The following is a 26,910-nucleotide window of genomic DNA, read 5'->3' on the forward strand; positions in this document are numbered from 1 at the left end:
AACCTTATGCAAGAAACATATAATGAAAATATAGAACATATGAATAAGTGTTCATATGTAGTAATTGCTTAGTATCAACAGATTAGTAGGTATAAATGAGTGACAAATCTGATTTGAATATTTATTTATCCGAACGCGGCAGTTAGCTAACACCCCCAGCTTCTTCAAAGTGGGGGATAAGCACTGAAGCGTGCATGGATAAGTTCTTCTAAGGTTCAGGAGGAGAAAAGCATTTCTCACGGGTAAACTCCACCTGAACATAAGAATCACTTGATAGGGGGAGTTGGGATGGCAACTAAAATTAAAAAAGTACAACTAGCTGATAAAAATATTGTTACTATGAAAAAAGTTGATAACAGTAATATGGCTAGAACTAATAAAAGTAATATAAAAAAAGAATTTATATTACGAGGACTTGGCTGTGCTAACTGTGCAGCTAAAATGGAGGAAAAAGTTAATCAGATAAAAGGCATATCTAATGTATCGGTTAATTTTGTTACAAAAACATTGTCTATGGAAATAGAAGAATCTAATAAAGTGAAAGAGCTTGTAGCAGCCACAAAAGAGACTATTAATAATATAGAATCTCATGTTGTTGTAGAAGAAAAAATAGCAGATAAATGGAGCAAACAAGTGCTAATATTGGAAGGGCTCTGCTGTGCAAATTGTGCAGCAAAAATAGAAAGAGAAGTCAGTAGTTTAGTGGAAGTAAAAGATGCTTCCATAAATTTTATCTCTAAGCAGCTTAACATTGAAATTTTAAATAAGAATGATAAAGATATTGTTATAGAGACAACTAAAAAAATAGTGAATAAAATTGAGCCTGATATAAATGTAATTGTGGAAGAAAAAAATAGTTCCAAAACTTTTAGGGGTGAAAAACATGAGCATGAAGAGAGTAATAAGAAAGAACTTATAAAACTTGGCATAGGTGCAGCAATTTTTGTTGTAGCTACAGCTTTTAAATTCACTTTTGGAATAGAGTTTATACTATATTTAATCAGTTATTTATTAGTTGGTGGAGAAGTAGTGCTTAGAGCATTTAAAAATATTACTAGAGGACAGCTATTCGATGAAAATTTTTTAATGGCTATAGCTACTATAGGGGCTTTTGCTATTAAACAGTTTCCGGAAGGCGTAGCGGTTATGTTATTTTACCAGGTGGGTGAGTTATTCCAAAGTATAGCTGTAAATCGTTCAAGAAAATCTATATCAGCTCTCATGGATATACGACCAGAATTTGCTAACCTTAAAAAAGGTAATGATACAATAAAAGTATCTCCAGAAGAAGTTGACGTAGGAAATATTATTGTTGTTAAGCCGGGAGAAAAAATTCCTCTGGACGGAACTGTAATAGAAGGACAATCTATGATAGATACCTCCGCATTAACAGGAGAATCAGTGCCTAGAGAAGTTGAAACAGGAAGCGCTGTGCTTAGTGGGTCTATCAATAAAAATGGTCTCTTAACTATTGAAGTAATAAAAGAATTTGGAGAATCCACTGTATCTAAAATATTAGACTTAGTACAAAATGCAAGTAGTAAAAAAGCTGCAACAGAAAACTTTATAACAAAGTTTGCAAGGTATTATACACCTGCAGTAGTTATTTGCGCAGCAGCCTTAGCTTTTGTACCTCCTCTCTTTATACAAGGAGCTGTTTTTTCAGAGTGGATATATAGAGCTCTAGTATTTTTAGTTGTTTCTTGTCCATGTGCATTGGTAATATCTATACCTTTAGGCTTCTTTGGAGGTATAGGAGGTGCATCTAAAAATGGTGTGTTGGTAAAGGGAGGAAACTATCTGGAAGCTTTAAATGATGTGGAAATTGTTGTGTTCGATAAAACTGGTACTTTAACAAAGGGTACATTTAAAGTTACGGAAGTCAATCCCATTAATAATATAAGTAAAAATGATTTGATAGAATATGCAGCCTATGCAGAAAGTTTTTCAAACCATCCAATTGCTACTTCCATACTGAAGGCTTATGGAAAGGAAGTAGACAAAGATGAAATAGAAAACTATGAAGAAATTTCAGGATATGGCATCAAAGTTAGGGTAAAGGGAAATGAAGTGTTGGCTGGAAATGTTAAATTAATGAACAAAGAAAATATTTCTTATAGTGAAGTGGACACAATTGGTACAGTAGTTCATTTGGCTATAGATAGGCAATATGCTGGTTTTATCATTATATCTGATGAGGTGAAGGAAGACTCGGCTAAAGCTGTAAAAGCATTGAAAGCAATTGGAGTCAAGAAAATTGTAATGTTAACCGGCGATAATAAAATTGTAGGAGCAAAAGTGGGTGAAGAATTGAGCTTAGATGAGGTGTATTCAGAGCTTCTTCCAGATCAAAAGGTTGAAAAATTAGAAATGTTGGATACCGAAAAATCAAGAAAAGGTAAGTTAGTCTTTGTAGGTGATGGTATTAATGACGCACCGGTCCTTGCAAGAGCAGATATAGGAATGGCAATGGGCGGCATAGGTTCGGATGCAGCAATAGAGGCAGCTGATGTTGTTATAATGACTGACGAACCATCTAAAATAGTATCTGCTATAAAAATTGCTAAAAGAACTAAAACTATAGTTATACAAAATATAGTATTTGCCTTAGGGGTAAAGATAGTAATCTTAATATTAGGTGCTTTTGGAATAGCCACTATGTGGGAGGCTGTATTTGGTGATGTTGGTGTTGCTGTAATTGCGGTACTTAATGCTATGAGGGCTATGAAAATTGAAAAAATGTAGTTATTATATGCAGTCATAAATTATATGGCTGCATACATATATCTAAGGGCGGCTTTAGCATATATGTATCCGAAACTTAGACTAAGGAGAGGTGAGGAAGCCGCTGTCCTTAAAATTAAGTTATTGAATAGTGTTATAAATGCATTTTACAACTTCTTCCATGGTTATGTTGTCCTTAGGTCTAATATTATTATTTGAATCTACATCAATAAGACCTAGAGCTTTTGCAAGGGACACATAGCCTACATAGTCGGTAGATATGGAATCCTTGTCTGCTGGCTGGAAATTGAAGGCATCTTTTAGTTTTCCAATTTTGTCGTAATGTAATAATTTTACTAAATACATTGCAGCTTGTTCTCTTGTAACTAAATCTGATGGTTTAAATTCACCTGAATTATCGATTATTCCAGCGTTTACAGCTAACTGCAAATATTTATAATCAGCTGAATCTTTAGCTATTGTAGTGGAAATTTTTAAATCTGTGTTGTCATTATTTCCATAATAGGAATTGAAATTTTTAATATTAGTTAATATTTTTATAAATTGTAGGTTTGTAATATTACCGTCTAATTTAAAATCTTTAGTGTCAATTATTCCATTAGAAGCTAATATAGTAGCTTCCTTTTCTACAGAAGAACCCTTTACTGTATTTTGAAAATTACTGAAACTATCATCTAATTCTCGTCCATAATAATCTAGTAGTTTACCGGTAAATGCATCAATGTAAGTAGAATCATTATAATATAGATTATTTGTTGAGTAAACAAGGTTTACTTCTTTTTCATTATTTTGAGAGCTGTTATCCTTATAAATTAGCATATACATAAGCTCTGGTATATTATTTAAAAGAAATATTTTCTTTGCATCATCCGTACTTATTGTGTTTGAAGATGCAGGTATAGAAACGGAATCTTCCCAGTTACAATTCAGATTAAGTAATTCTCCTGTTTTTGTACTAAAGTCTAGGTTTATACCATCGTATTTGTAAGGTACTCCATTTACAAGTCTTTGAAAATTGAAGTTTAAATTAGAAGTCGTATTAGATGAATTAATAATATTTTGTTTTGTTTTTATATCTTTAATCTTTTCAGGATAAAACTGGGAGATGATTTGTATAGCTTTATCGTATGCTTGTTCAGAAGTTAGTTTAGGTTGAAATTGTTGTTCATCATTGCTTGGGAATTGAGTATATCTATATATGTCGAGAATTTCACCATTTGAAGCATTTATGGAAACATTTCCGTTGTTGTTAATATCACTTGAGTTTTTTACAATAAATGAAATATCCCAAGTCTTAATTCTATTCCCATTAATTCCTGAGGAGCGTTCCCCGTAACTTGGGGAGCTTACAGTAAAATCTTCATTATAAAGTAATTTAAGTTTTTCTTTTGCGATTTCTTCTGCTTCATCGCTGGTTACCGCTTTGTTTAAATTTTGTGTACTTTGAGAATTCTTATAAATTTCTTCTTTTTGTACAGCTGTTATATCTTTAGATTTAACTTTTCTTCCAGTTAATTTATCTATATTCAGCACTTCGCCTGTTTTAGCATCAATTATATTTGAGGTGTCAGATTCGTTAGTATAAGCAAGTTTGGTTTCTTTTTCTATTTCGGGATTAAGGACATCTATTGAAGGAATATAAGTTAAACTCATTTTAGTGTTTTCACTAACTAAATCTGTTCCTTTTTTTTCGTCAATAATACCATCTTTAGAGGGCAAGTTAAGGTTATCAGTCCATTGAATAGAATAAGAAGTTACTTTGCCGGTAAATCCATCTACGGTTACAGAAATATGATCTCCGTATACAGGAATATTATTATCTAACCTAGCATAGGAAAAATTAAAACCTTGATTTGTTAGGTTTTCAATTTTTTTATTTTCCATAAGTTTAGTAGTTTTAAATTCTTCTGGAGCAATCTTCGAAATAAAAGCTTTTGCAGCAGCTTTGGCCTGATCTTCAGTTACAGTAGCTACAGCTTTAGTACTGCTATCTGTCATATCATCAGCATAATTATATAAATTGATTATTTTACCAGTGGTCTTATCAATTGATGCAAATCCAGCATAATGAGAATTTCCATTGTCTATGTTGAAATTTACATCCCAACAATTTGTACCTGTTTGTACACTATCATAACCTAAATTTGAATTTATGCTAATATTAGAAGTAGAGTCATCCAGATTAATATCGAAATAATTTTTAAAAGCATCTTTTGCTATTTGTTTGGCTTGATCTTTAGAAATTTCTGCGGCAGCAGATTAAGTGGTGCTTATTGCAGAAGTGTTTGTCAAAGCATTGTCAGTGTTTGTTACTGCTTGAGCAAATACAGGTTTTGAATATGCAATGACAGCAGCTGTTACTGTTAAAATTATAATTTTTTTACTTTTCATATTGGTCTCCCTTATTTATTGAAGTTTTGTCTTAAAATAGAATAATATTTATAATTATATCATATATAGGAAAATAGTAGTAATATTCACTGCAATTATAATACTTGTTTTGCTTAAATTATCATTTTTTAGTAAAATAGAGAAGAGAATGTATAAATAAAAAGAAGGGGATTGCCGTAAAGTGATAATAGATTGAATCTTGGAATCATTTATTTTTAGATTAGCTGTGAGGAGCCGGAGCTAACTTCGCTAAATTGACATTTAGCGAAGTTGCTAGAAGTTATAATTTAAGGTGGTGATAAATAAATGCTTGAAATGAAAAATGTAAGTAAAAAATTTAAAGACATAAAAGCTGTAGATAAATTATCTTTCCGTGTAAATGAGGGAGAAATAGTAGGATTATTAGGTGAAAATGGAGCAGGGAAGACTACAACTTTAAGAATGATTTCAACTATGTTAAAACCTAGCCAAGGGACTATAGAGGTAAATGGACATGATGTAATTAAAGAGCCTTCAAAAGCCAGGAGGGAAATAGGCATTTTATTTGGAGGTGAGGTTGGTCTTTATGATAGATTGTCAGCTCGAGAGAATATTGAATATTTTGGTAAACTCTATGGAATGCCCCTTGAAAAAATAGGTAAAAAAATGGACGAACTTGTAAGAAATTTACAAATGGAAGAATACATAGACAGAAAAGCTGGTAAATTTTCCAGAGGAATGAAGCAGAAGGTGTCCATAGCAAGAGCCATAATACATTCTCCAAGAATAATGTTGTTTGATGAGCCAAGTACCGGACTGGATGTTTCGGCAGCGAGAGTAATACATGAATTTATTTTAAAATGTAGAAGTGAAAATAAGATAATTCTTTTGTCATCCCATTCCATGGCAGAAGTTGAAAAGCTTTGTGATAGGGTTGTGATAATTCATAAAGGAAAACTTGTAGAGGAAGGGACTGTAGAAGAATTAAAAAGAAAATATGAAAACAATGATTTAGAAGAAGTATTTATGAAATTAATAGGAGGTAATATCCATGAATAATTTTTGGGTGATTTTAAAAAAGGAACTTATGGATATATTTAGAGATAAAAAAACTCTTATATTCACTATACTGCTGCCTATTATAATGTATCCTGCAATGTTTAAGATAATAGATTTTACTATGAAAGATACTACGGAATCTATTCAGAAAAATGTAACACTTGCATATGTGGGAAATGAAAATTCCCCTATTTATGAAATGTTAAAAGGTATGAAGAATATAACTATAGATAATGGCGGAGATAAAAATGAAAAGCTGAAAAAGGGTAAAATATCGCTTATAATTGAGGTGCCTGCAGATTTCCAGCTAAAAATTGTAGATGAGAACAAAACTAATATAAAAATAATATATGATAAGGATTCAAATAAATCTTCCATGGCAGCTTCTATGATAAAGGAGGTTTTTGATACTTATAGTAAATCCATTGTAGATGCAAGATTAAGGACAAAAGGAATTAACAGTGAGGTACTGACGCCGTTTGAAGTAAAAGAAGAAACTTTAAGCAGACAGAATGGAAACTCCATAGCTTCTGGTATTTTAAGTATACTGCCCACCATATTAATTATTTTTATGGTAAGTCCCACTCTTGGAATAGCAGCTGATCTGGTGGCAGGGGAAAAAGAAAGAGGAACTTTTGAACCGCTTTTATCAACGTCAGTAGGACGGATGTCTATATTTTGGGGAAAACTTATGGCAATTTCATCTGTATCCTTTGTTACATTAATAGTTACATTGGCCTCTATGATAGGTTCTATATTCTACATATTTTCTGGTGGAGGCAAATTTAGTATTTCTATAGGCGCTTTTGCTGTTATAGGAATAGTATCTGTATTTGTGTTAATAGCACTTAGTTCCATAGAAATATCCATAAGTATATTTTCCCGTTCCATGAAAGAAGCCAATACTTACCTGGGAGGATTTATAGTTCCTATAATAATTTTAACTTATATACCTTTTATGATGGACGCAAAACATATAGGCTTCCTATTTTTTAATATTCCCATTGTGAATGCAGTGGTGGTTATGAAAGAAGCTATTGCGTCAATATTTAACCCAGTTCATATTGCAGTGGTTATAAGTTGGCATATTGTATATGTAGTGGCCACCTTGTTTTTGGCAAAGTTCATGTTTTCTAAGGAAGAAGTTGTGTTTAGAACTTAGAGCCGAATTGTTTTAGAATATTTCATTAGATGTGCAAAAAGCTGAGAATTATATTGTTTAATTCTCAGCTTTTTAGATAGTAATATCTACATTAATTATAAATTATAATTATTTTCCAGGATTTATAAACATCTGAACCCAATACGGAGTTCCGTTTTTATCTTTAGCAACTCCAACTCCTATTTCTGTAAAGTTAGAATTCAATATATTTGCTCTATGACCTGGGGAATTCATCCAGGAATTCATTACTTCTGCAGCATTCTTCTGGCCGTATGCAATATTTTCACCTGCTGCTGTATAGCTGATGCCGAATTTTTTCATCATGTCAAAAGGTGAACCGTAAGTAGGTGAGGTGTGGTCGAAATAACCTTTGTCAATCATATCTTGAGCTTTTATGGTTGCTACTTTAGATAATTCATTGTTAGCTTTAAGCGCAGATAGACCATTTTTACTTCTTTCTACATTAACTAATCGAATTACTTCACTTGCTTCTGCACTTATGTTAGAAGCTTGTCCGGCACTTCCGGTAGTTCCAGTAGTTCCTGATGGTTTTGTTGTGTTAGAAGTTTGTCCATTATTTCCTTTTGGTTGAGTGGTTGTTGTAGTTTGGTTATTGTTTGTTGATGGTTTAGCAGTGGTCGGAGCATTACACTTAGCAGTATTTTGTGAAATAATGATTGTACAGTTTTTTAATTGAGAATAATCGCTCTTGGAGCAGTTATTTAATGCGTATTTTAATAAAGTTTGTTGAGCTTGAGCTAGTGAAGTATTACATGTGTTTCCAGCTGCCTTTGCCATGGTAGGCATAATAGTCGGTATACCCCCTGCAATAATTAATGCTGCAATCATAGACTTAATTTTTTTATTCATGTTTAACCCCCCTAAAAATTTTGCGTAATTATATTAAGTTTTCTCATATATTAAGAAACTTATCTTAGAGTATAAATAATAAATATGAACAGATTGATTCAATTTCATGAATGAATTTAAAACATTTTTAAAAATTATCAGAAAATTATGGCATAATAGGTGTGCTTTACATATAAATATAAAATTGTGCATAAATTCAGTGATTTTTTCCTTAATATGGACAAAATATTAGTTATGTAAAGTTCTGGTAAGGTGATATTATATAGTGTTTTTTTATTTATCAATTACAAAAAAGTGAAATTAACTATATGTAAATAATACCATAAACGAATTATTATCGGGACAAGTTTATATAGGTGGCTAGATATTAGAAGTATTTTGTCTGGTTATTGGACTAATACCAGCGAACGTGTCACGAGGGGTAAAGAAAATTCCCAAATTATAGAATATACTTTGCCCCTCGTGACGCAGATGTTTCCATTACCTCTTGTCAAGACGATTCTTTAGTATGTTTATAGTTAGGTTAACAAACAGAGCAGTTTGTACAGAAACCAGCAGTTTTCTATGGTAGAAATCGATTATGGAAATGCATTTGCTGAGACTAAAATTAGAGATCAGATTTACCACCCTTTATAAAAAAATATTGCTAAAAACCTAATTGAAAACTAAGTTTTTTCTTGTCTGAATTCTTAGAGCTATTATATCATATAATCACCTAAATTATGATTTAAAATATAAGACTTGTAATAGCCTAAGCTATTATTCTTGCAACTGATTGAGGAAATCCTAATTGAAAAATCATTTAAAGAATTTTTTAATGCATTTATAATAAATAATTAGCATATAAAAATCATAAATAAATTACAATATTAAATAAAAAGTTATATTTTAGAATATTTTTAATATATTTTTGCGATAAGATATAGGGGTAATTTAATACATATAGTGTATATTATGAATTGGAGAAATTTGAATTGGTTATTGACAAAGATATATTAGTATAATATCATATATAAAAAGTTTAATTCCCATAAATTAAATTTTAATAGTATAAGCTAATATAGGATAATTTGTTCAGGTTGACTAGTAAACTGGAGGCCAAAATTATGTTCTAAAGTTATAGAATATAATTTTGGCTTTTTTTAATTTACAGCTTACTGTACTAATAGATCTGAAAATTATCTTAAAAACTGAAATAATAATTTTAAAAATTAGGAGAAACTCATGAGAATAGCTGAATTTATACATGATAATACCCATCCCAAACTTACAAATTTAGATTATTGGCTAAAAGATAATTTAAATTATCAGACTAAAAAAATAGTTGTAAATGATTATACTAAATTCTCTGAAATTAAAGATTTTGATTTAGTAATACTCCATGGCGGTTTACAACATTTGTGGAATAAAGGACAGGATTCTTGGCTTTATAGGGAAATTGAATATGTTAAATGGGCATTAAATAATAATAAGCCAGTAATAGGCTTTTGTCTTGGAAGTCAGATTATTGCGGAAGCTTTGGGGGGAATAGTGTACAAAGCTCATAAGGAAGAAATAGGTTGGTTTAGGGTGCAGCTTAGAAAGGAGGCAAAAAGGCATATGTTATTGAAGGACATTAAAGAAAATTTTACATCTTTTATGTGTCATTCAGATCACTATAAACTTCCGGAGAATTGTACATCCTTAGCTTTTACAGAAGCAGCAAAACATCAGATTTTTGTCAGCAATAATTTTCCATCTGTTGGTTTTCAATTTCATCCTGAATATACATTAGAAAATATTAAAATATTACTTAAAACTTTTAATGATGAAGCTTGTTTTGGAGAAGAATATATGTCAAAAAAAGTTGATTTAATAAAACAAACAGATGTATTTCCGAGTACATATGGTTTGTTTAAGAAATTAATGGATAATTCACTAAAATGGCTTTCAATAAAATAGAAAAAGGAGGAAAGAGTTATTTTAAAAACTTTTAAACAGTTATCTAGAGAAAAACAGAGATATATTTTGAATGCAGCTGCTAGTGTATTTGCAGAAGAAGGATATTATCATGCAACTATAAACAATATATGCAAAGAGGCAGGCATTTCTAATGGGGCGCTTTATAAATATTTTAAAAATAAGGAATCATTATTTTTTTCAGTTTTAGATTATATTACAGATATACTAGAAGTGAAAGTTTATAAGGCAAATATAGAAAACTCAAAATTTCTATATGATGATGTTTATAATTTATTAAAGGGAATTGAAAAATTGATTGAAGATTATCCTGATTATATTTCTATTTATTGTGATTTAGGTTCTAGCTCAATGAAAAGATTTGCAACCAAGTCATCTGAAAAACTGAGAAAAGCTACCAGTATTTATACTATTAAAATGGTCAAAGAGAGCAAAAAGCGTGGAGACATAGATAAAAATATAAAAGATGAAATAGCAGCTTATTTAATTGATAATTATATTACACTTTTTGCATATTCCTTAGTTTCAGAATACCACAGCAAGAGAATGAATGCATTTTTTTGTTCTAAAAATACAATTTTGTCAAATGAAGATAAACTGAATTTAACAATTGAATCATTAAAAAGTGCTTTAAAAACAGTTTGTCACAAAAGAGAGTAATTATTCACTCTCTTTTCCATCATATATAAAAATATTAAAACTAATCAAATTAACGTGAGGAGGAATTGATATGAGTAATATTGAAAAAAGTAGTTTACAAGAAAATAAAGTAGGGCTAAGATCAGAATATTTATCATTTGTTGAAATTCTAGCCCAATCTATTGGTAGTATTGCACCTACTGCGTCTTTAGCATTTGTTATACCTCTGGTTTATGGCACTGCAGGTAATGGAACCTGGCTTGCATATGCTTTTGCACTTATAGCAATATTATTTGTAGCTATAAATTTAAATCAGTTTACATCAAGAGCTGCATCCTCGGGGTCTCTGTACACATATATTGTAAGCGGACTTGGGCCTGCAGTTGGTTTTATATCAGGGTGGGCACTTTTGTTGGCATATGGACTTACTACAAGTGCGGTTTTAAGTGGGTTCATAAATTTCCCAATGTGCTGCTTCAGTATTTAGGGATTAATGTTCCACTTGTTATATTAGGTATAGTTGGTGCAGTCACTGCATGGTACGTGGCATATAAAGACATAAAATTGTCAGCAAAACTTACTCTGGTATTAGAGGCTATCTCAATAATATCTATATCTATTTTAGGTATTATTGTAGTAATTCATAGTGGTTTGAAAATAGATTTGGAACAATTAACACTTAAGGATGTTTCACCTGCAAGCATTAGGATAGGACTTGTAATTGCATTTTTTAGTTATGTTGGCTTTGAAAGTGCAGCATCCCTTGGGGAAGAAGCAAAAAGGCCATTACGTACAATTCCTAAGGCAGTATTAGTTAGTTCGTCTATAGTAGGGATTTTCTTTGTTATATTTGCATACATAGAAGTCCTCGGATATATTGGAAGTAGCGTTAAATTAAACGAAGCAGCAGCACCTCTTACTACTTTTGCAAATTTGAATTCAGTTGGTTTTTTTGGAGTGATTATTTCTTTAGGAACTTTATTTAGCTTTTGGGCCAGCTTTTTAGCTTGTGCCAATGCAGGTGCTAGAGTGTTATTTTCCATAGGTAGACACGGCATAGTAAACTCTTCTATGGGAAATGTTCACAAGAATAATAAAACACCTCATATATCAATTGCGTTAATTTCGCTAATTGCTGCGGTAATTCCAATAATTTTAATATGCTTTCATAATGGAATATTTGATATTTATGGTTGGCTGGGGACAATTGCCACCTTCGGTTTTCTTTTTAACTATTTACTTGTTACAATAGCGGCACCAGTATATTTGTATAAAGAAAAAGAACTGAAGCCTAAGCATATAGCAATTTCTGTAGTAACATTTGTTATACTTTTGATTCCTATTGTAGGAAGCGTATATCCACTTCCGGCGTATCCGTATAGTATTTTTCCATTTGTGTTTCTAGTATGGTTAACCGTTGGTGCCATCTGGTTTGTTATATGTAAGGCTAAAAATCCTAATTTGGTTTCTGATATTGAGATTAACGTAAAAGATGTTAATGAACAGTTTAAAGTTGATAGAAAGAAAAGTGTAATATGATGTACTTTTAAGAATAAGTAGTGAAAAAGTTAATGATTTTTTGTTTATAGAAAATACTTAAATATATGTATTTGGGGAGAAATAATATTGAGTAAGGAGGTAGATAAATTTGATAGAGGAATTGAAAAAAACAATTAAAGAAAAAGCTATACGTACTGTAGAAGTGGTACATGCTGATACCCTTGGAATATTAGGAGCAAAAATGATTCCTGTGGAAAGTTTTTTAAAAAATTATGAAAGTGGTTTTGGAGTATGCAGAGCTTCTCTAGGATGGGATATACAAGGTAATCTTTTTGAAGGAGTGGAAATTACTGATTTTAATACAGGATGCCCTGACGTAATAGTAAAACCCATACTATCAACATTTAGGGAGATCCCATGGAGAAAAGGCAGTGCCTTTGTATTTGGTGAAATTTATGAAGAAAATGGGGAAATCTTTAAATGTGCACCTAGAGAAATACTTAAACAACTTGTTATTAGATATGAACAGCTTGAGTACAGGCCTCTAATAGGGATAGAATTGGAGTTTTATTTACTTGATAATGAGAAACAGAAGTTGCACCAAGGAATTCATTCCTATTCCCTAAGTAAAGGATTAGAGTTAGAACATATTCTTGGAGAAATGCGTAATAATCTAGAAGACATTGGTATAAAACTTGAAGCTACTCATATGGAATATGGACCTGCACAAGTTGAAATAATAATTGAATATGGTGATGCTTTAGATGTTGCAGATAAGGCTGTAATACTAAAAAGTATAGTTAAGGAAGTAGCAAGAAAGCATGGTCTTTATGCAACATTTATGGCAAAACCCTGGACTGAAGAATCTGGAAGTGGATTTCATGTTCACCAGAGCCTATGGGATTTAGAGTTTAAAAAGAATGTGTTTCAACATAATAAAAAAATTGCAAATCAATATCTTGCAGGATTAACGAATACTTCAAGTGAATTTATGGCATTTACATCTCCATCCATTAATTCATATAAAAGATTCAGTAAATATTCATTTGCACCTGTTAATGAATCCTGGGGACATGACAATAGAACAGCAGCTGTTCGTTCACTGCTTAGTAATGGAAAAGGCAGTAGATTGGAGCAAAGAGTGGGATCTGCAGATGCAAATCCATATTTAGTAATTGCAGCTAGTCTTGCAGGAGGATTATATGGATTGGAAAATGAACTTAATCTACATGAAGAGGCTTCTGATGATGCATATTTAATTACTGAAAGACCTCTACCTAAAAATTTAGAGCAAGCTTTAAGTAAACTTGAAAAAAGTGAAGCAGCTAAAAAGTATTTTGGGGAGGAATTTGTAAAACTTTTTTTATCAATTGGAAGAAATGAAGTTCGTCTTTATGAAGAAGCTGTTACAGATTGGGAGTTTAATAGATATTTTGAATATAGTTAATTTATGCTTCTTAAAAAATATATACGATATTTTATAAAAAGTTCAATGTATTTAAATTTTATATTGACAAAATATTTTAAAGGTTATATAGTGTATATAAGTAAAAATGAGTTAATTAAATATAGATTTCTTATCAAGAGAGACGGAGGGACTGGCCCTATGATGTCCGGCAACCAGAATTATTTATATTCTATGGTGCTAATTCCAGCAGGTAATTTATGCAGAACCTGAGAGATAAGAGACGAGAGGATATAAACTTCCTGAAGTTTCTTCACAGGAAGTTTTTTATTTTGACTTAATAAAAAATTGGTAAATTTATGATATGAGATATAGATATTAGTCAAGTTGAAAATTCAACCAGATAAAAGAAATATATATAGAATTGACTCGGTATTTAATTATAAAGAATGAATTGGAGGTAATAAAATGAGTAGATTATTTACATCAGAATCTGTTACAGAAGGACATCCAGACAAAATTTGTGATCAAATATCAGATGCAATATTAGATGCAATTATTGAGCAGGATAACAATGGAAGAGTTGCCTGCGAAACAGTTGTAAATACAGGGATTGTAATTCTAGTAGGTGAAATATCAACTAAAGCTCATATAGATATACCTAAAATAGTGAGGAAAACCATAAGTGACATAGGATATAGTAATTCAAGATTTGGGTTTGATGCAGATAGGTGCGCTATAATAACATCTATAGATGAACAATCCTCAGATATTGCACTTGGCGTGGATGACTCATTAGAATCTAGGAGTGGTGAAAAAGACAGTATTGACTCAATTGGAGCAGGGGATCAGGGAATAATATTTGGATTTGCAACAAATGAAACACCGGAATATTTACCTCTTCCCATAGTGTTGGCACACAAGCTTTCAAAACAACTTGCAGAAGTAAGAAAGGATGGTATAATTCCATATTTAGGTCCTGATGGAAAGACACAAGTTACAGTAGAGTATGAACGAGGTAGACCTATAAGGGTAGACACTATACTTGTATCTTCTCAACATAAGGATAATATAAGTCATGATAGAATTGAAAAGGACATAATCGATAAGGTTGTTAAAGCAGCAATACCTAAATGGCTGCTGGATTCAGATACAAAATATTTAGTTAATCCTACTGGCAGGTTTGTAAAAGGAGGGCCAGAGGCAGATTCTGGTCTTACAGGAAGAAAAATAATAGTTGATAGCTATGGAGGATATGGAAGACATGGCGGCGGGGCATTTTCAGGAAAAGATCCAACTAAGGTGGATAGATCAGGGGCTTATGCAGCAAGGTGGGTGGCAAAAAATTTAGTAGCTGCTGGTATAGCGGATAAAATTGAAATAGAAATAGCCTATGCTATAGGTGTGGCAGCACCTGTATCCATAAGTGTAGATACTTTTGGTACAGGTAAAGTGGTAAATGATGACCAAATAGTGGAAATTATAAATAAACTATTTGATCTAAGGCCAGCGGCCATTATAAGGGATCTTGATTTAAAAAGACCTATATATAAAAATACTGCTGCATATGGACACTTTGGGAGAGATGATATAGATGCCCCTTGGGAAAGACTTAATAAAGTTGATGAAATAAAAAATATTTATCGAAGTCAAAAAATCTTAGTTAACAGTCTTTAATTATGTGTGGAGATTTTAAAAATAACTACTATTAAGTTGCATAATACTGCCTCAAGCAGTATTATGCAATGATAAAATAAATTGGAGGGAAGATATAAAAATGATTAATGAAGAAAAAAGTGATTTTATAACTAGATGTGTTCATGTAGGGAACGGAATTGACAAGGAAACAGGAGCCATTAGACGTCCTATAACTATGGCAAATTGTTACAGACTCCCAGAAGATGCATCTTCTATAAATTGGAGTGATGCAAATCAGCTGCTTTATACCAGGAATATGTCTGCCAACCAGGTATATCTTCAGGAAAAGTTAGCGTCTCTTGAAGGGGGAGAAGATTGTGTAGTACTTGCAAGTGGTGTTGCTGCACTGGCGGGTGTATTCTTTACCTTTCTAAATAAGGAAGCGCATGTGATTTGTTCTAATGTATCTTATATAGCAGTTTATAGGTTATTAAATGAATATTTACCAGATAAATATGGAATAGAAGCAAGCCTTGTAGATACTTCTAATTTAGAAGAGATAAAAAAAGCAATACGACCAAATACAAAGCTTATTCATATTGAGACTCCAGGAAATCCTACTACTAAAGTAAGTGATATTGAGGAAATAGCTAAGATTGCAAAATCTATTGGAGCTTTATTAAGCGTTGACAGCACTTTTGCATCTCCATTTTTACAGAATCCTCTACAGCTTGGAGCTGATCTTGTTATACATAGTTTAACAAAATATATAAATGGACATGGAGATGCTATGGGAGGTGCAGTAATTGGAAAAAAGGAGCTTGTGGACAGAATAAAGCGCGAGGCAATGGTTAATCTTGGGGGGGCTATAAGTCCGTTTAATGCATGGTTGATTATGCGTGGAGTTGTAACACTTCCTCTGCGTATGAAACAGCATAGTGAAACTGCACTTGAGGTTGCCAGGTATTTAGAATCAAATCCATCAATAAAGTTTGTAGCATATCCTGGACTAGAGAGCCATCCACAGCATGAAATTGCTAAAAAACAGATGAAGATGTATTCAGGAATTATTTCTTTTGGACTTAAAGCAGACGTTGAAACCCATAATAAATTCATTAATTCTCTCAAGCTAATCATTCAAGCTGTTTCTCTGGGTCATGATGAAAGCTTAATTGTTTACACCGGTCCAAACGATGAACGGATTAATTTTTATCCAGAGGAATTTAGAGGAGGATATATTAGATTTAGCATAGGATTAGAAAGTGCTGGTGACATTATTTGGGATTTAAAGCAAGCATTAGAAAAGTGTGGGTTATAGAATTTTATATCTGAAGTAAATATTAAAAAGGCATGAATGCCTTTTTTATTTTTACTTTATTGTAAATACTGCTAAAGTTTGTTTAAATCATAAGGTGTTTCCTGATATACGTAGTAGTTAAGCCAGTTTAAAAACAACAGGTTGGAATGACTTTTCCAATTTGCCACTGGTTGTTTACTTATGTCATTGTCGGGAAAATAATTTTGGGGTATATCTATAGGTAAATTTTGTCCAATATCTCTTTCGTATTCAGATTTTAATGTTAAAGTATCATATTCAGGATGTCCCGTAACAAAGATTTGGCGGCCACCTTTTGTTGACACTATATAGACACCGGCTTCTTTTGACTCAGAAAGTATTTCTAGTTCATGAACTTTTTCGATGTCCTCCCTTTTTACAAAGGTATACCTAGAATGTGGTGCAGAAAATACATCATCGAAACCTCTAAAAAGTTTAGTATTAGCCCTGTTAACAGTATGAGAGAAAACACCAGATAATTTTTTATTGAGAATATATTTTGGAATTTTAAAGTGATGGTAAAGTCCTGCTTGAGAGCCCCAGCATATATATAAAGTTGAATAAACATTTGTAGTACTCCAATCCATAATTTCAGTTAATTCTTCCCAATAATCAACATCTTCAAATTCAAGTTTCTCTACAGGTGCACCTGTTATTATCATACCGTCAAATCTTCTGTTTTTTATTTCTTCGAAAGTTTCATAGTATTTAATAAGATATTCTTCAGCAGTGTTTTTTGAACTATGAGATTTTGAATACATTAAAGTTATATCAACTTGTAGCGGTGAATTACTAAGTAGTCTTAAAAGCTGTATTTCAGTAACAGTTTTAAGGGGCATTAAATTCAATATAACTATATTAAGTGGTCGTATATCTTGTCTTGTTGCGTGAGTTTCATTCATAACAAATATATTTTCAGCTTTTAACGCTGTAGAGGCTGGAAGATTGTTAGGTATATTTATGGGCATAAAATCCCTCCTTAAATTATAATAGTTTTAGTGGCAATCAAATCTTATTATTCTAATATTCAAATTTTAATTATGGGGTTAAAATAAATAAAAGTTATTTTTCTATAAGAAAAATAACTTTAACGATAAACCAATTTGAAACTATTTTCCTTATCTCTCAGAAATAATCTGCTGGAATTAACACCATACATTTTAATAAAATGTTGGTTGTCGGGTTTCATAGGGCCAGTCCCTCCACCGCTCTTGATAAGATTTAATTTGATTTTACACCATATGATATACTAAAATTTCCTTTTTGTCAATAATTAATTTGCCAAATCTATTTTTATATAGGTCTTTAAAGTCCTGATTCTCTAAATTTGTGCTCTGAATTTTTTATTAAATTATGCAAAGGTCTTTTTAAAAGTGATAAAAACAGAAATGCACATGAAAAAACAGCCAGTGCTATAAAATCTTTAAATACATTTTTCTGTAAGGGGCCCCATATAGCTTCTCTGAAGCCATCTATAGCGTAGGTAAAAGGCCAAAATGGTGCCAATGTACCAAATATTTTTGGAAGGGTCTGTATAGGATAAAGTCCCCCGGCTCCTGCAATTTGAAAAACCATAATTATTACAGCAATAGCTTTGCCAATATTACCAAGTATTGACGCCAGTGTGAATATTATAATTGTAAATGTAATACTACAGCCTAGTGACACCAACATCATAAGAGGCATATTTTGAGGGTAAACTTTTAATATATATACATCTCCCAGGGTAATAATAGTAGTTTGTATGAAAGATAATATTAAAAACAAACTTAATTTTCCAAAGTATTTGTGTTTTAAATCCAATTTTTTTTCATTTTCGAAATCTTTGCAGTCTAGTGTTAATATGGAGGATAATAATAATATGCCTACCCAGATTGCCAGTGTAGTATAAAAAGGTGTTACTGCATAACCGAATAATCCTGAATTATAAACTTCAATATTTTTTACATTTACTGGTGATGAAAGCAAATCGGATAATTCATCTGGATTTTTCCCCATAAATTCTATTATTTCATTTAAATTTTGTTCGTTTAAATTTTGCATTTTACTGCTTAATTCATTCAGCTTATTTTGAACATCTTCCAACTTTTTGCTTAAAGCATTTGCCTGGTCAGAGGATGCTTTACTGCTTAATATACCTGAATTAGCCAGTGTATTTAATTGTGGCACAAGAATTTTTGTTGATTCTAATATTGAATCTATATTATTTAAGTTGTTTGTTAAGTTGTCAGCTACAATATCCATTGCCTGGTAGGTATCGGAATAAAAAGCATTAGATACAGAAACTGCATTCATGGATATTTCATTGTTTAAGGTAGAAAGTTCATTTATAACTGAATTGATACTGTCTTTAGATGAATTACTGCTAATTAATGTTTTTAATTGGTTTAAATATGTTTTTTCAGTTTGTATTGAGCCTTTTAGTCCAGTAAGTGAATCTATAAGCTCACTTGTTCCATTATTAGGTATAAAATCATTAATAGACTCAAGAATTTCTAGGGTGGTATTTATTTCTTTTACTAAAGAATTGTCTAAATTTAGTAATTGGTCTATTATAGTAGTACTTAAATCGGTACTGACATTTATATTATTTAAATTTATTAGGAGATCCTGTATCTGGTTATTTAGTGATTGAATTTCATTTATATCGTTGTTCAGATTGTTCTGTGTTGAATTCAATGTTTGTTTGGTGGATAAAACTAACAATTTGCTTTGTGCTACAATACTTTGAAGGCCGTTAATTTGTTCTAATAGTTTAGGAAAATCAGCTTTTTGAGCATTTAGATATTGCTGTAGGTTTTCTGAATTAGAATTTATTTCTGCTATATACTTTTTTATGTCATTTATACTGGAAATAGTTTCAGGAATAGTATCTTTTAATTGTACAATTTGTGGCTTGTCACTTTCTAATTTTTTTCCCATAGAGTTTAATTGTTTAAAAACCTGCTCACTTGCTGTTTTTATGAAGTTGCTTTTTACTTGGCTTATTAAATTAGTTTTTGCTGAATCTGTAATTTTGGTAGCTACGGCATTTAATTTCTCATTAGATCTGTATATAATGCTAGGTTTTTCAGGACTTGATGTTGTAAGACTTAACATTTTACTGGAAAAATCCTCAGGTATTTCAATTAATGCATAGTATTCTCCTGTATTTAATCCGTAATTTCCCTGCCATTCATCTATAAAAATCCAATCGATAGTTTTATTTTTTTTCAATTCTTTAACAATTTCATTTCCGATATTTATATTTTTTTCATTAAATTTGCTTCCATTATCTTCATTAATTATGGCAATGGGAAGCCTACGGGTATTAGTCTGGCTATAAGGATTCCAGGAAGCTTTAATATTAATCCATGCATAGAGGGAGGGTAAAAAACAAAATCCTAAAATTATTATAAGTACTGCTGGGATTTTTATTATATTTATTAAATCTCTTTTTAATATTTTAAATACATTTTTCATATGTGACCTCCCGTGAGCTATTCTCCTATACCTGAATCTTTGAATTTAACTTGAAATTTATGGATCTTATTGTGTAATGGTTCTTTAAGGAATAAGCCAATTAATATAAAAAATATTGATATCAAAAATAATGCTATAAAATCTAAAACTACAGTTTCTATAAGGGGCCCTGCAATAGCTTCTCTGAAACCACTGACTGAATAAGTAAACGGAAATAAAGGCTGTAATATTCTAAAAATTAATGATTGAAGCTGTATTGGATAAGTTGCACCACTTCCTGCTATCTGTATTATAAGAAGAATAATAGAAATAGCCCTGCCCAAATTCCCTAATATAGATACTAAAGTATAGGTTATTACTGTAAACGTAAGGGCTGAGGCAAGTGAAACCATAATCATAAGAAAAACATTTATCATTTGAACATGTAATAAAATTTTATCGCCTAATGAAACTATAAATCCTTGTATTAGAGCTAGGGTTAAGAAAGTCAGTAATTTGCCTAAGTATTTTTCTTTTAAAGTTAAATTTTCATCTCCATTAAAAGGGGCCACATCTGTTTTTAATAATGTTACAAGTAAAATAGAACCAACCCATATGGCAAGTGCTGTATAGGTAGGAGCCATGGATGAACCAAAATTAGAAACTGTGTATATATTTTCTTCATTTACATTAAAAGGACTGGATATAAAGTCTCCCATCAATTCCGGGTTGTTTTGTAATATAGTAATTATTTGTATTATATCATTGTTTGTAACCAGTTTTAGCTGATTGCTTAATCTATTTATAATATCTTTGAATTGGAGAAATTTATTATCTAATTTTCCGGAATATATAGTAACTAATTCACTTCCATGCAGTAAAGTATCCATGGAGTTACCTCCCTGCTTATTGAAATCTTGAACAGATTTTAATATTGCAGAAGTATTGTTTGTATAATTGGCTAGATTACCAGCTATTGAATTTAAAATACTCCTTGTGTTTTTATTATATTCATTTTGTGCATCTATTAATTGCAAGTTTATATTGGCTATATTATTTGTCATGGAATTTAATATATTTTTATTAATTTCATTTGTACTATTAAGCTCCTGCTGTAAGTTATTTATGTTGTTTTTTTCACCTTTTAAGGAATTTTGTGTATTTCTTAAGGATTTCAATAAATTTGATACTTCAGTGTTATTGCTAAAATCATTAATTTTATCCAGAAAATTTATAATTGGATTAATTTCATTAATTAGTATATCTAACTCATATCCAATTTTATCTACAGTAGAATCTACACTTGAGGAATTTGCCTTTGAGATTAAGGAATTCAAATTGCTTATTAAGCCTTGAGTTCTATAAATATCACCTCTTGCGTTTTCCAAGTTAACTGCAATATTGTCAAAAGAATTATTCAGTGAAGGCTGAATTGAGCCTATAAAATTTTTATTGTTTTCATCATTTTGTGATAGAATATCTATTCCTGAATTCATTAAGGGAATATCAGTTTTCATTTCAGTTAGTATTGAAGTTAAGTTATTTGAATTATTTTTTATATTTTCAAGCACATATGTTATAAGATCTATATTGTCATTTAAGGTTATTATGCCATCTTTTAAATTAATAATATCTTCCTTGTTCTTATCTGCATCTTTTCCAACTGTATTTAAAAAAGAAAAAAGGGTTTTATTAACAGAATAGATAAAATTAGACTTTATTGAATCTATCAAGGTGTTTTTGGCAGAGTCAGTAATTTTAGATGCTAGTGGACTATTTTTTGTATACACTTTATAAATAATCTCTGGTTTTTTAGGATTATCTGAAAGTATACTTACAAGATCTGAGGAAAAATCTTTTGGAATTTCTATCATTGCATAATAGGTTCCATCTAAAATGCCTATATTGGCATTTTTAGAATTAACAAATTTCCACCCAAGTTTTTTATTGGCTTTTAAATTGTCTACAATATTATTTCCTGCATTTAACTCTTCACCTCTAAAACTTGTCCCATTATCATTATTAACTATTGCTATAGGAATAGTGCTGGTTCTAATGGCTGCATAAGGATCCCACACAGCTTTTATATTTATCCATGCATATAGAGAAGGAATAATACATGATCCTGTAATAATTAAAAGTGCTATTGGGTTTTTAATAATACCTCTCATATCTCTTTTAAATATTTTCATAATATTTCTTTTCATATTTCAACACTCCTGTAACTATGCTGTTTCATAATTATGTGTAATTTATACAATTATATTACTGACTAGTCAGTAATATAATTAAACATCTTTTTTTTATTGATGTCAATAAATTAAACAAAAGAAACTTACTAGTTATTATATATATTTATTCTTCTATAATTTCTATTTATTATTCATATAGTTTTAAATTTTGGTAGTATGGTTATAGTACTAGTTATAAATTGTTAACAATATTGACACATAAATGTAATAACTATTTAGTAGTATGTAAAAGTATTCATTAGTGCAAATTAGTATTAAATGGCCTTTTAAGGCAGAAAGGGAGATAAATTATTATGAAATTTAAAGGTAAAAATGTATCTAAAAAATCAGGAAGATTTTCTAGTTCAATTGTTTTTTACATTGCTGGGATAGTTACAGCACTGCTTGGAATTGCATTATTAGTGAATAATATTATATTATTTAGAAAAACTTTGAATCAATATGTAGCTCAAGGGTATTCTGCTAGTGTTGTACTTCAACAATTAATACCATCTCAATTGTTGCCTGGAATATTTGAGCCAATAGGTGTATACGGCGGAATTGCAGTTATTCTAATGGGCATAGGTATAGTGAATAGAAAATTTTCAAAATATTTAACTAAAGTTTATGAGTGTAGTGATAATGCTGAAGATAATACTGAAGAAAGTATTCTGGATCAAAATGTTATTGAAGTAGGAGATGTAGAAGCTTTACAAAATGAAGAAACATCACAGCAAAGTGAAACTATAGAAAAGATTAATGAAGAAATTAGTGTAGAGGATAATGAAAAAATTAATAAAGACTGATTAAACATAAAAAAGTTTTATTTTTTTATCTAAAGTCAGTAAATATCAAACATATAATATAGGTTTTATTATATAGAAAATGTGAAAAAATCAATTATGTTATTTCAATATTTGAAAAAAGATTATATAATTTAATTAAAACAAAAATATGGGGGATGTTTACTGATGGATTGGAAAGAAAAATTTGCTTATGATTTATGCTGTAAAGCGATTGACAAGGAAAAGGCATTAAGTGCAATTAATAATTTTGCGGCTGAAATGGAAAATGTATTAAACATGTACTGTGTAAAAAATTCGGACATAGAAATTGATGAAAGTAAAAATACTATTAGAATTTGTAATAATATTATAAATTGGGATATCACAGGAGAAAAATTTGAGTTAAACTCTAATAATGGTAGAAGTGTAAATATATTTATTTATAAAAATAAATATAAAGTTAGATATTGTGAAAATAATAGTGCTAAAAAGTCAGGAATATATATACTTAATAATAGTAATTCTTACAACGATTATGTAGATAAAGCTTTTGAATATTTATTAATTTAAACTCAATAAAAAGAGTTCCTCAGGGAACTCTTTTAGATTGATTAGCAATCCCTATGTTTGTAAAACATAGGGATTAATTTTTATGTTGTAAATTATATTATAGTATAAATAAAAAGAACAGTGGCAAGATATAAATGTAATCTAAAAGCGATTAGATTGTAACTTATAGATCTATGAATTATGGCATGAAAGGAGAATAAAATTATGAATATTAATGATAAAAATTTACAAGAAGCAAAGAAATTAAATCAGCAATCTAAAAAAGGAAATGCATCAAATTTTACAAACTCTACAGTAAATGCTACTGAGGGTATTGAAGAAGCTAGACAATTAAACCAGCAGTCAAGACAAAATATAACATCAGGCGTTACTAGTGGCATAGGTAATGCTAGTTTAGAAGAGACTAAAAGGTTAAACCAACAGTCAAGACAAAATAAAGGTAAACAGTAACCAAAATAAATATACAAGACATTGTAGAATAATTTAGTAAATCTTTTATCTGAAAAGATCCATCACATTTAAAAGTATGGGAAGTTTTAAATGTGATGGATTCTAGGGAATTTTCATGCCATTGGCCATTTTTAAAATGATTCATAAAAAGTGTATTCATTTACTTATATTCTATAGAAATTCATAAAAAATAGAGACAAACTTTATATTTTATTGTATAAATTAATTTATAGGAATAATATAAAACTATAGCATATAATTTTATATTATTTTCAAATTAATAAAAACTGCATAATACATAATGTAATATGTGCTGTGAAAATTTACTGTAAGTAGGTGGTATGTGATGGAAAAAACATTAGTGCTTATAAAACCAGATGCAATGGAAAGAAAATTAATGGGTGAAATAATATCTATTTATGAGAAAAAAGGACTTCATATAGCGGCTTTAAAGCTAATAAAACCATCTATAGAAGTTGCAAAGAAACATTATAGTGGACATAAAAGTAAGCCATTTTTTCAAGAACTCATTGATTTTATCACAAGAGGTGAAATTTGTGCTTTAATTATAGAAGCAGATAATGCCATAGAGCTAGTGAGAAAAATAAATGGGGCTACAGATCCTTTAGATGCAGAGGCTGGAACTATAAGAGGACAATTTGGTATATCAAAATCTGAAAATGCAGTTCATTCTTCAGATAGCCTGGAAAGTGCTAAACGTGAAATAGAAATATGGTTTTCAAACTAAAATTTGCAACTTATCTAAAATCTATAACTTAAGAGTCACTCGGTAAAGCATTCAATTCTATAGAATTGGGTGCTTTTGTGAATTGTAAGTAGCTTAATTGCTGCGTAAATTGCAATATGTTATAATTTTTGAATAAGAATACATTACAATGTAAGATATGAAAAAATATAAAAAACAAAGAAGAAAGGGGGGACTGCTGTTGAATATTATAGTTCTAATAAAACAGGTTCCGGAAATGGAAAAAGTAAGATTTGATAGAGAAAAAGGAGTTATTGACCGTAAATCTGCAGGCACACAGATTAATCCTTTTGACTTAAATGCATTAGAGACAGCAATCCAGATAAAGGAAAAAATTACTGCTAAGGTCACGGCTTTAAGTATGGGGCCTATAAGTGCAAAAGAAAATTTAAGGGAATGTATTGCAAGAGGTGCACAGGATGGAATACTTGTTAGTGATATAAAATTTGCTGGTTCAGATACTAGGGCTACAGCTTCTATATTGGCAGGGGCAATCAAAAAAATTGGTCAATATGATTTAATAATTGCAGGGGAGAAAACTATAGATGGAGATACAGGTCAGGTTGGACCGGAAGTTGCAGAATTTTTGAATATACCCCATGTAAGTTATGTAAATGGAATTAAACGAGTAGATGAAAATAATGTGGAGGTTTCTTCAGAAATTTGGGAAGGAACTTATTTAAAAAGTATGAAGTTACCTGCTTTAATTACAGTTACTAAAGATATAAATGTACCTAGATTACCCTCTTTTAAAAATAAGATGAAGGCCAGAAAGTCTGATATAGAAGTTATTGAGTTTGACCAACTGGAAAAATATTCAGGTAGGGATTCAGTAGGTTTTAAAGGTTCACCTACAAAGGTAAAGAAAATAGAAATCCCTGAGATAATAGAAAGACAAGGTAAAATTTATAGAGAAGTAGATTTAATTAAAGCAGAAAATGAACTTATTGATATATTCAAAAAAAAGAAAGTTCTGGAGGAATAACATGGAAAGAAAATATAGGGGAATATTAGTATTTGTAGAACATATAAATGGAGAAATTCATAAAGTAAGTTATGAACTTCTTGGAAAAGCTAAAGAACTTGGAAATAAGTTAAATGCCCCTGTTTATGCTTCACTCTTAGCTCCCAAAGGAATTGATGCAAAAGAACTCATATACAGAGGGGCAGATAAGGTATTCTACATAGAAGATGATGCATTTAATGAACCAGAAGAATTAGTTTATAAAATCAACTTGGAAAATTTAATAAAAAACATTAAACCTGAAATATGCTTAATTGGAGCAACAAGTCTTGGAAGATCATTAGCACCAAGATTGGCAGCGTCATTAAATACAGGATTGACAGCAGATTGTACAGGCCTAGAAATAGATGAAGATGGAAAGTTACTTCAAATAAGACCGGCTTTTAGCGAAAATTTACTAGCTTATATAAAGACAGATACCTATCCCCAGATGGCTACAGTAAGATATAGAGAATTTAATGAAAGTAAGATAGATTACAATAATAAAGGTGAAATTGTTAAAATACAGCCAATAGGGATAAAAAATAAGCTGGTAAAGGTGTTAAAAAAGTTAAAATCTAATAACATAAACATATCAGATGCAAATGTAGTGGTGGCTGTAGGAAAGGGGCTTAAAAAACCTGAAGATTTAAGCATGGTTAGGGAATTAGCGGATTTATTGGGAGGTTTGGTAGGAGCTAGTAGAAGCATTGTAGACGAAGGATTCCTATCTAAGGATTTTCAGATAGGATACAGCGGAAATAGGGTAAAACCTAAGATATATGTGGCTTGTGGTATTTCTGGGGCTCCACAGCACTTAGCAGGCATGAGGGAGTCGGATTTTATTGTTGCTATTAATACAGATCCTTCTGCACCAATATTTAAAGTGGCAGACTACGGAATAATAGCGGATATGTATAAAGTAATACCTGAGTTAATTGATAAAATAAAGAAATAATAAAAATTTTATTATTTTTTTAA

General features: G+C 30.6%; 22 protein-coding genes and 2 riboswitches. Of the genes, 16 read left to right on the plus strand and 6 right to left on the minus strand.

The annotated features are described in order from the left end of the window. The first annotated feature begins 288 nt into the window (after nucleotides 1–288). On the plus strand, nucleotides 289–2,745 hold the full coding sequence (locus ACJDU8_RS17910; RefSeq protein ID WP_479723074.1) for a heavy metal translocating P-type ATPase: 2,457 nt from the start codon (nucleotides 289–291) through the stop codon (nucleotides 2,743–2,745). Nucleotides 2,746–2,865: 120 nt separating this feature from the next. Here ACJDU8_RS17910 and ACJDU8_RS17915 read toward each other — a convergent pair whose 3' ends face one another. Further along, nucleotides 2,866–4,989: a YcdB/YcdC domain-containing protein gene (locus tag ACJDU8_RS17915; protein WP_406793562.1), complete on the minus strand. Its 2,124-nt coding sequence runs from the start codon at nucleotides 4,987–4,989 to the stop codon at nucleotides 2,866–2,868. Between the two features lie 15 nt (nucleotides 4,990–5,004). Continuing rightward, entirely contained in the window at nucleotides 5,005–5,136 is a 132-nt protein-coding gene (locus tag ACJDU8_RS17920) for a hypothetical protein (RefSeq protein WP_406793530.1), read from the minus strand. A 306-nt stretch (nucleotides 5,137–5,442) separates the two neighbouring features. Here ACJDU8_RS17920 and ACJDU8_RS17925 point away from each other — a divergent pair, with 306 nt between their 5' ends. Then, the gene (locus tag ACJDU8_RS17925) at nucleotides 5,443–6,174 is read left to right on the plus strand and encodes an ABC transporter ATP-binding protein (protein ID WP_406793531.1); all 732 of its coding nucleotides are present in this window, start codon (nucleotides 5,443–5,445) and stop codon (nucleotides 6,172–6,174) included. Continuing rightward, the gene (locus tag ACJDU8_RS17930; protein WP_406793532.1) at nucleotides 6,167–7,336 is read left to right on the plus strand and encodes an ABC transporter permease subunit; all 1,170 of its coding nucleotides are present in this window, start codon (nucleotides 6,167–6,169) and stop codon (nucleotides 7,334–7,336) included. Before ACJDU8_RS17925 ends, ACJDU8_RS17930 begins: the two co-directional genes overlap by 8 nt. Before the next feature lie 108 nt (nucleotides 7,337–7,444). Here ACJDU8_RS17930 and ACJDU8_RS17935 read toward each other — a convergent pair whose 3' ends face one another. Continuing rightward, the gene (locus tag ACJDU8_RS17935) at nucleotides 7,445–8,206 is read right to left on the minus strand and encodes a CAP domain-containing protein (RefSeq protein ID WP_406793533.1); all 762 of its coding nucleotides are present in this window, start codon (nucleotides 8,204–8,206) and stop codon (nucleotides 7,445–7,447) included. A gap of 1,224 nt (nucleotides 8,207–9,430) precedes the next feature. Between ACJDU8_RS17935 and ACJDU8_RS17940 the strand changes: the two genes are divergently transcribed. The 7 genes from ACJDU8_RS17940 (at nucleotide 9,431) to ACJDU8_RS17970 (ending at nucleotide 16,665) form a co-directional block, all read left to right on the plus strand. Next, nucleotides 9,431–10,147 (plus strand): type 1 glutamine amidotransferase, encoded by a 717-nt coding sequence (locus ACJDU8_RS17940; RefSeq protein ID WP_406793534.1) that lies wholly within the window; start codon nucleotides 9,431–9,433, stop codon nucleotides 10,145–10,147. Nucleotides 10,148–10,213: 66 nt separating this feature from the next. Beyond that, the gene (locus ACJDU8_RS17945) at nucleotides 10,214–10,825 is read left to right on the plus strand and encodes a TetR/AcrR family transcriptional regulator (protein WP_406793535.1); all 612 of its coding nucleotides are present in this window, start codon (nucleotides 10,214–10,216) and stop codon (nucleotides 10,823–10,825) included. A gap of 70 nt (nucleotides 10,826–10,895) precedes the next feature. Beyond that, nucleotides 10,896–11,291, plus strand: coding sequence for an APC family permease (locus ACJDU8_RS17950; RefSeq protein ID WP_406793536.1), 396 nt, complete (start codon nucleotides 10,896–10,898; stop codon nucleotides 11,289–11,291). Then, nucleotides 11,204–12,343 (plus strand): APC family permease, encoded by a 1,140-nt coding sequence (locus ACJDU8_RS17955; RefSeq protein ID WP_406793537.1) that lies wholly within the window; start codon nucleotides 11,204–11,206, stop codon nucleotides 12,341–12,343. Before ACJDU8_RS17950 ends, ACJDU8_RS17955 begins: the two co-directional genes overlap by 88 nt. A gap of 109 nt (nucleotides 12,344–12,452) precedes the next feature. Then, nucleotides 12,453–13,751, plus strand: coding sequence for a glutamine synthetase family protein (locus tag ACJDU8_RS17960; protein WP_406793538.1), 1,299 nt, complete (start codon nucleotides 12,453–12,455; stop codon nucleotides 13,749–13,751). Between the two features lie 127 nt (nucleotides 13,752–13,878). Beyond that, nucleotides 13,879–13,992, plus strand: a riboswitch (SAM riboswitch). Nucleotides 13,993–14,177: 185 nt separating this feature from the next. Further along, nucleotides 14,178–15,386: a methionine adenosyltransferase gene (gene metK, locus ACJDU8_RS17965; RefSeq protein WP_406793539.1), complete on the plus strand. Its 1,209-nt coding sequence runs from the start codon at nucleotides 14,178–14,180 to the stop codon at nucleotides 15,384–15,386. Between the two features lie 100 nt (nucleotides 15,387–15,486). Further along, nucleotides 15,487–16,665, plus strand: coding sequence for a trans-sulfuration enzyme family protein (locus ACJDU8_RS17970; protein WP_406793540.1), 1,179 nt, complete (start codon nucleotides 15,487–15,489; stop codon nucleotides 16,663–16,665). Between the two features lie 71 nt (nucleotides 16,666–16,736). Here the strand turns inward: ACJDU8_RS17970 and metA are convergent, their stop codons facing one another. From metA to ACJDU8_RS17985, 3 genes are all read right to left on the minus strand, one after another. Further along, nucleotides 16,737–17,651: a homoserine O-acetyltransferase MetA gene (metA, locus tag ACJDU8_RS17975; RefSeq protein WP_406793541.1), complete on the minus strand. Its 915-nt coding sequence runs from the start codon at nucleotides 17,649–17,651 to the stop codon at nucleotides 16,737–16,739. Between the two features lie 147 nt (nucleotides 17,652–17,798). Next, nucleotides 17,799–17,904: riboswitch (SAM riboswitch) on the minus strand. Between the two features lie 84 nt (nucleotides 17,905–17,988). Then, nucleotides 17,989–20,145 (minus strand): YhgE/Pip family protein, encoded by a 2,157-nt coding sequence (locus tag ACJDU8_RS17980; RefSeq protein ID WP_406793542.1) that lies wholly within the window; start codon nucleotides 20,143–20,145, stop codon nucleotides 17,989–17,991. A gap of 17 nt (nucleotides 20,146–20,162) precedes the next feature. After that, nucleotides 20,163–22,331 (minus strand): YhgE/Pip family protein, encoded by a 2,169-nt coding sequence (locus tag ACJDU8_RS17985; RefSeq protein WP_406793543.1) that lies wholly within the window; start codon nucleotides 22,329–22,331, stop codon nucleotides 20,163–20,165. 338 nt (nucleotides 22,332–22,669) lie between these two features. Here ACJDU8_RS17985 and ACJDU8_RS17990 point away from each other — a divergent pair, with 338 nt between their 5' ends. The 6 genes from ACJDU8_RS17990 to ACJDU8_RS18015 all read left to right on the plus strand — a co-directional run bounded on the left by ACJDU8_RS17990 (nucleotide 22,670) and on the right by ACJDU8_RS18015 (nucleotide 26,887). Continuing rightward, nucleotides 22,670–23,161 carry a hypothetical protein gene (locus ACJDU8_RS17990; protein ID WP_406793544.1) on the plus strand — a complete coding sequence of 164 codons (492 nt, stop codon included), beginning with the start codon at nucleotides 22,670–22,672 and terminating at the stop codon, nucleotides 23,159–23,161. Between the two features lie 165 nt (nucleotides 23,162–23,326). Continuing rightward, complete coding sequence (locus ACJDU8_RS17995) at nucleotides 23,327–23,710, plus strand: hypothetical protein (protein ID WP_406793545.1); 384 nt, start codon at nucleotides 23,327–23,329, stop codon at nucleotides 23,708–23,710. Nucleotides 23,711–23,914: 204 nt separating this feature from the next. Next, complete coding sequence (locus tag ACJDU8_RS18000; RefSeq protein WP_406793546.1) at nucleotides 23,915–24,160, plus strand: hypothetical protein; 246 nt, start codon at nucleotides 23,915–23,917, stop codon at nucleotides 24,158–24,160. 346 nt (nucleotides 24,161–24,506) lie between these two features. Further along, nucleotides 24,507–24,908, plus strand: a complete 402-nt coding sequence (gene ndk, locus ACJDU8_RS18005; protein ID WP_406793547.1) for a nucleoside-diphosphate kinase — start codon at nucleotides 24,507–24,509, stop codon at nucleotides 24,906–24,908. Nucleotides 24,909–25,107: 199 nt separating this feature from the next. After that, nucleotides 25,108–25,911 carry an electron transfer flavoprotein subunit beta/FixA family protein gene (locus tag ACJDU8_RS18010; RefSeq protein ID WP_406793548.1) on the plus strand — a complete coding sequence of 268 codons (804 nt, stop codon included), beginning with the start codon at nucleotides 25,108–25,110 and terminating at the stop codon, nucleotides 25,909–25,911. A gap of 1 nt (nucleotide 25,912) precedes the next feature. Then, entirely contained in the window at nucleotides 25,913–26,887 is a 975-nt protein-coding gene (locus tag ACJDU8_RS18015; RefSeq protein ID WP_406793549.1) for an electron transfer flavoprotein subunit alpha/FixB family protein, read from the plus strand. Nucleotides 26,888–26,910: the final 23 nt, after the last annotated feature.

Source organism: Candidatus Clostridium eludens (assembly GCF_045310515.1).
GTDB lineage: Bacteria > Bacillota > Clostridia > Clostridiales > Clostridiaceae > Clostridium_B > Clostridium_B eludens.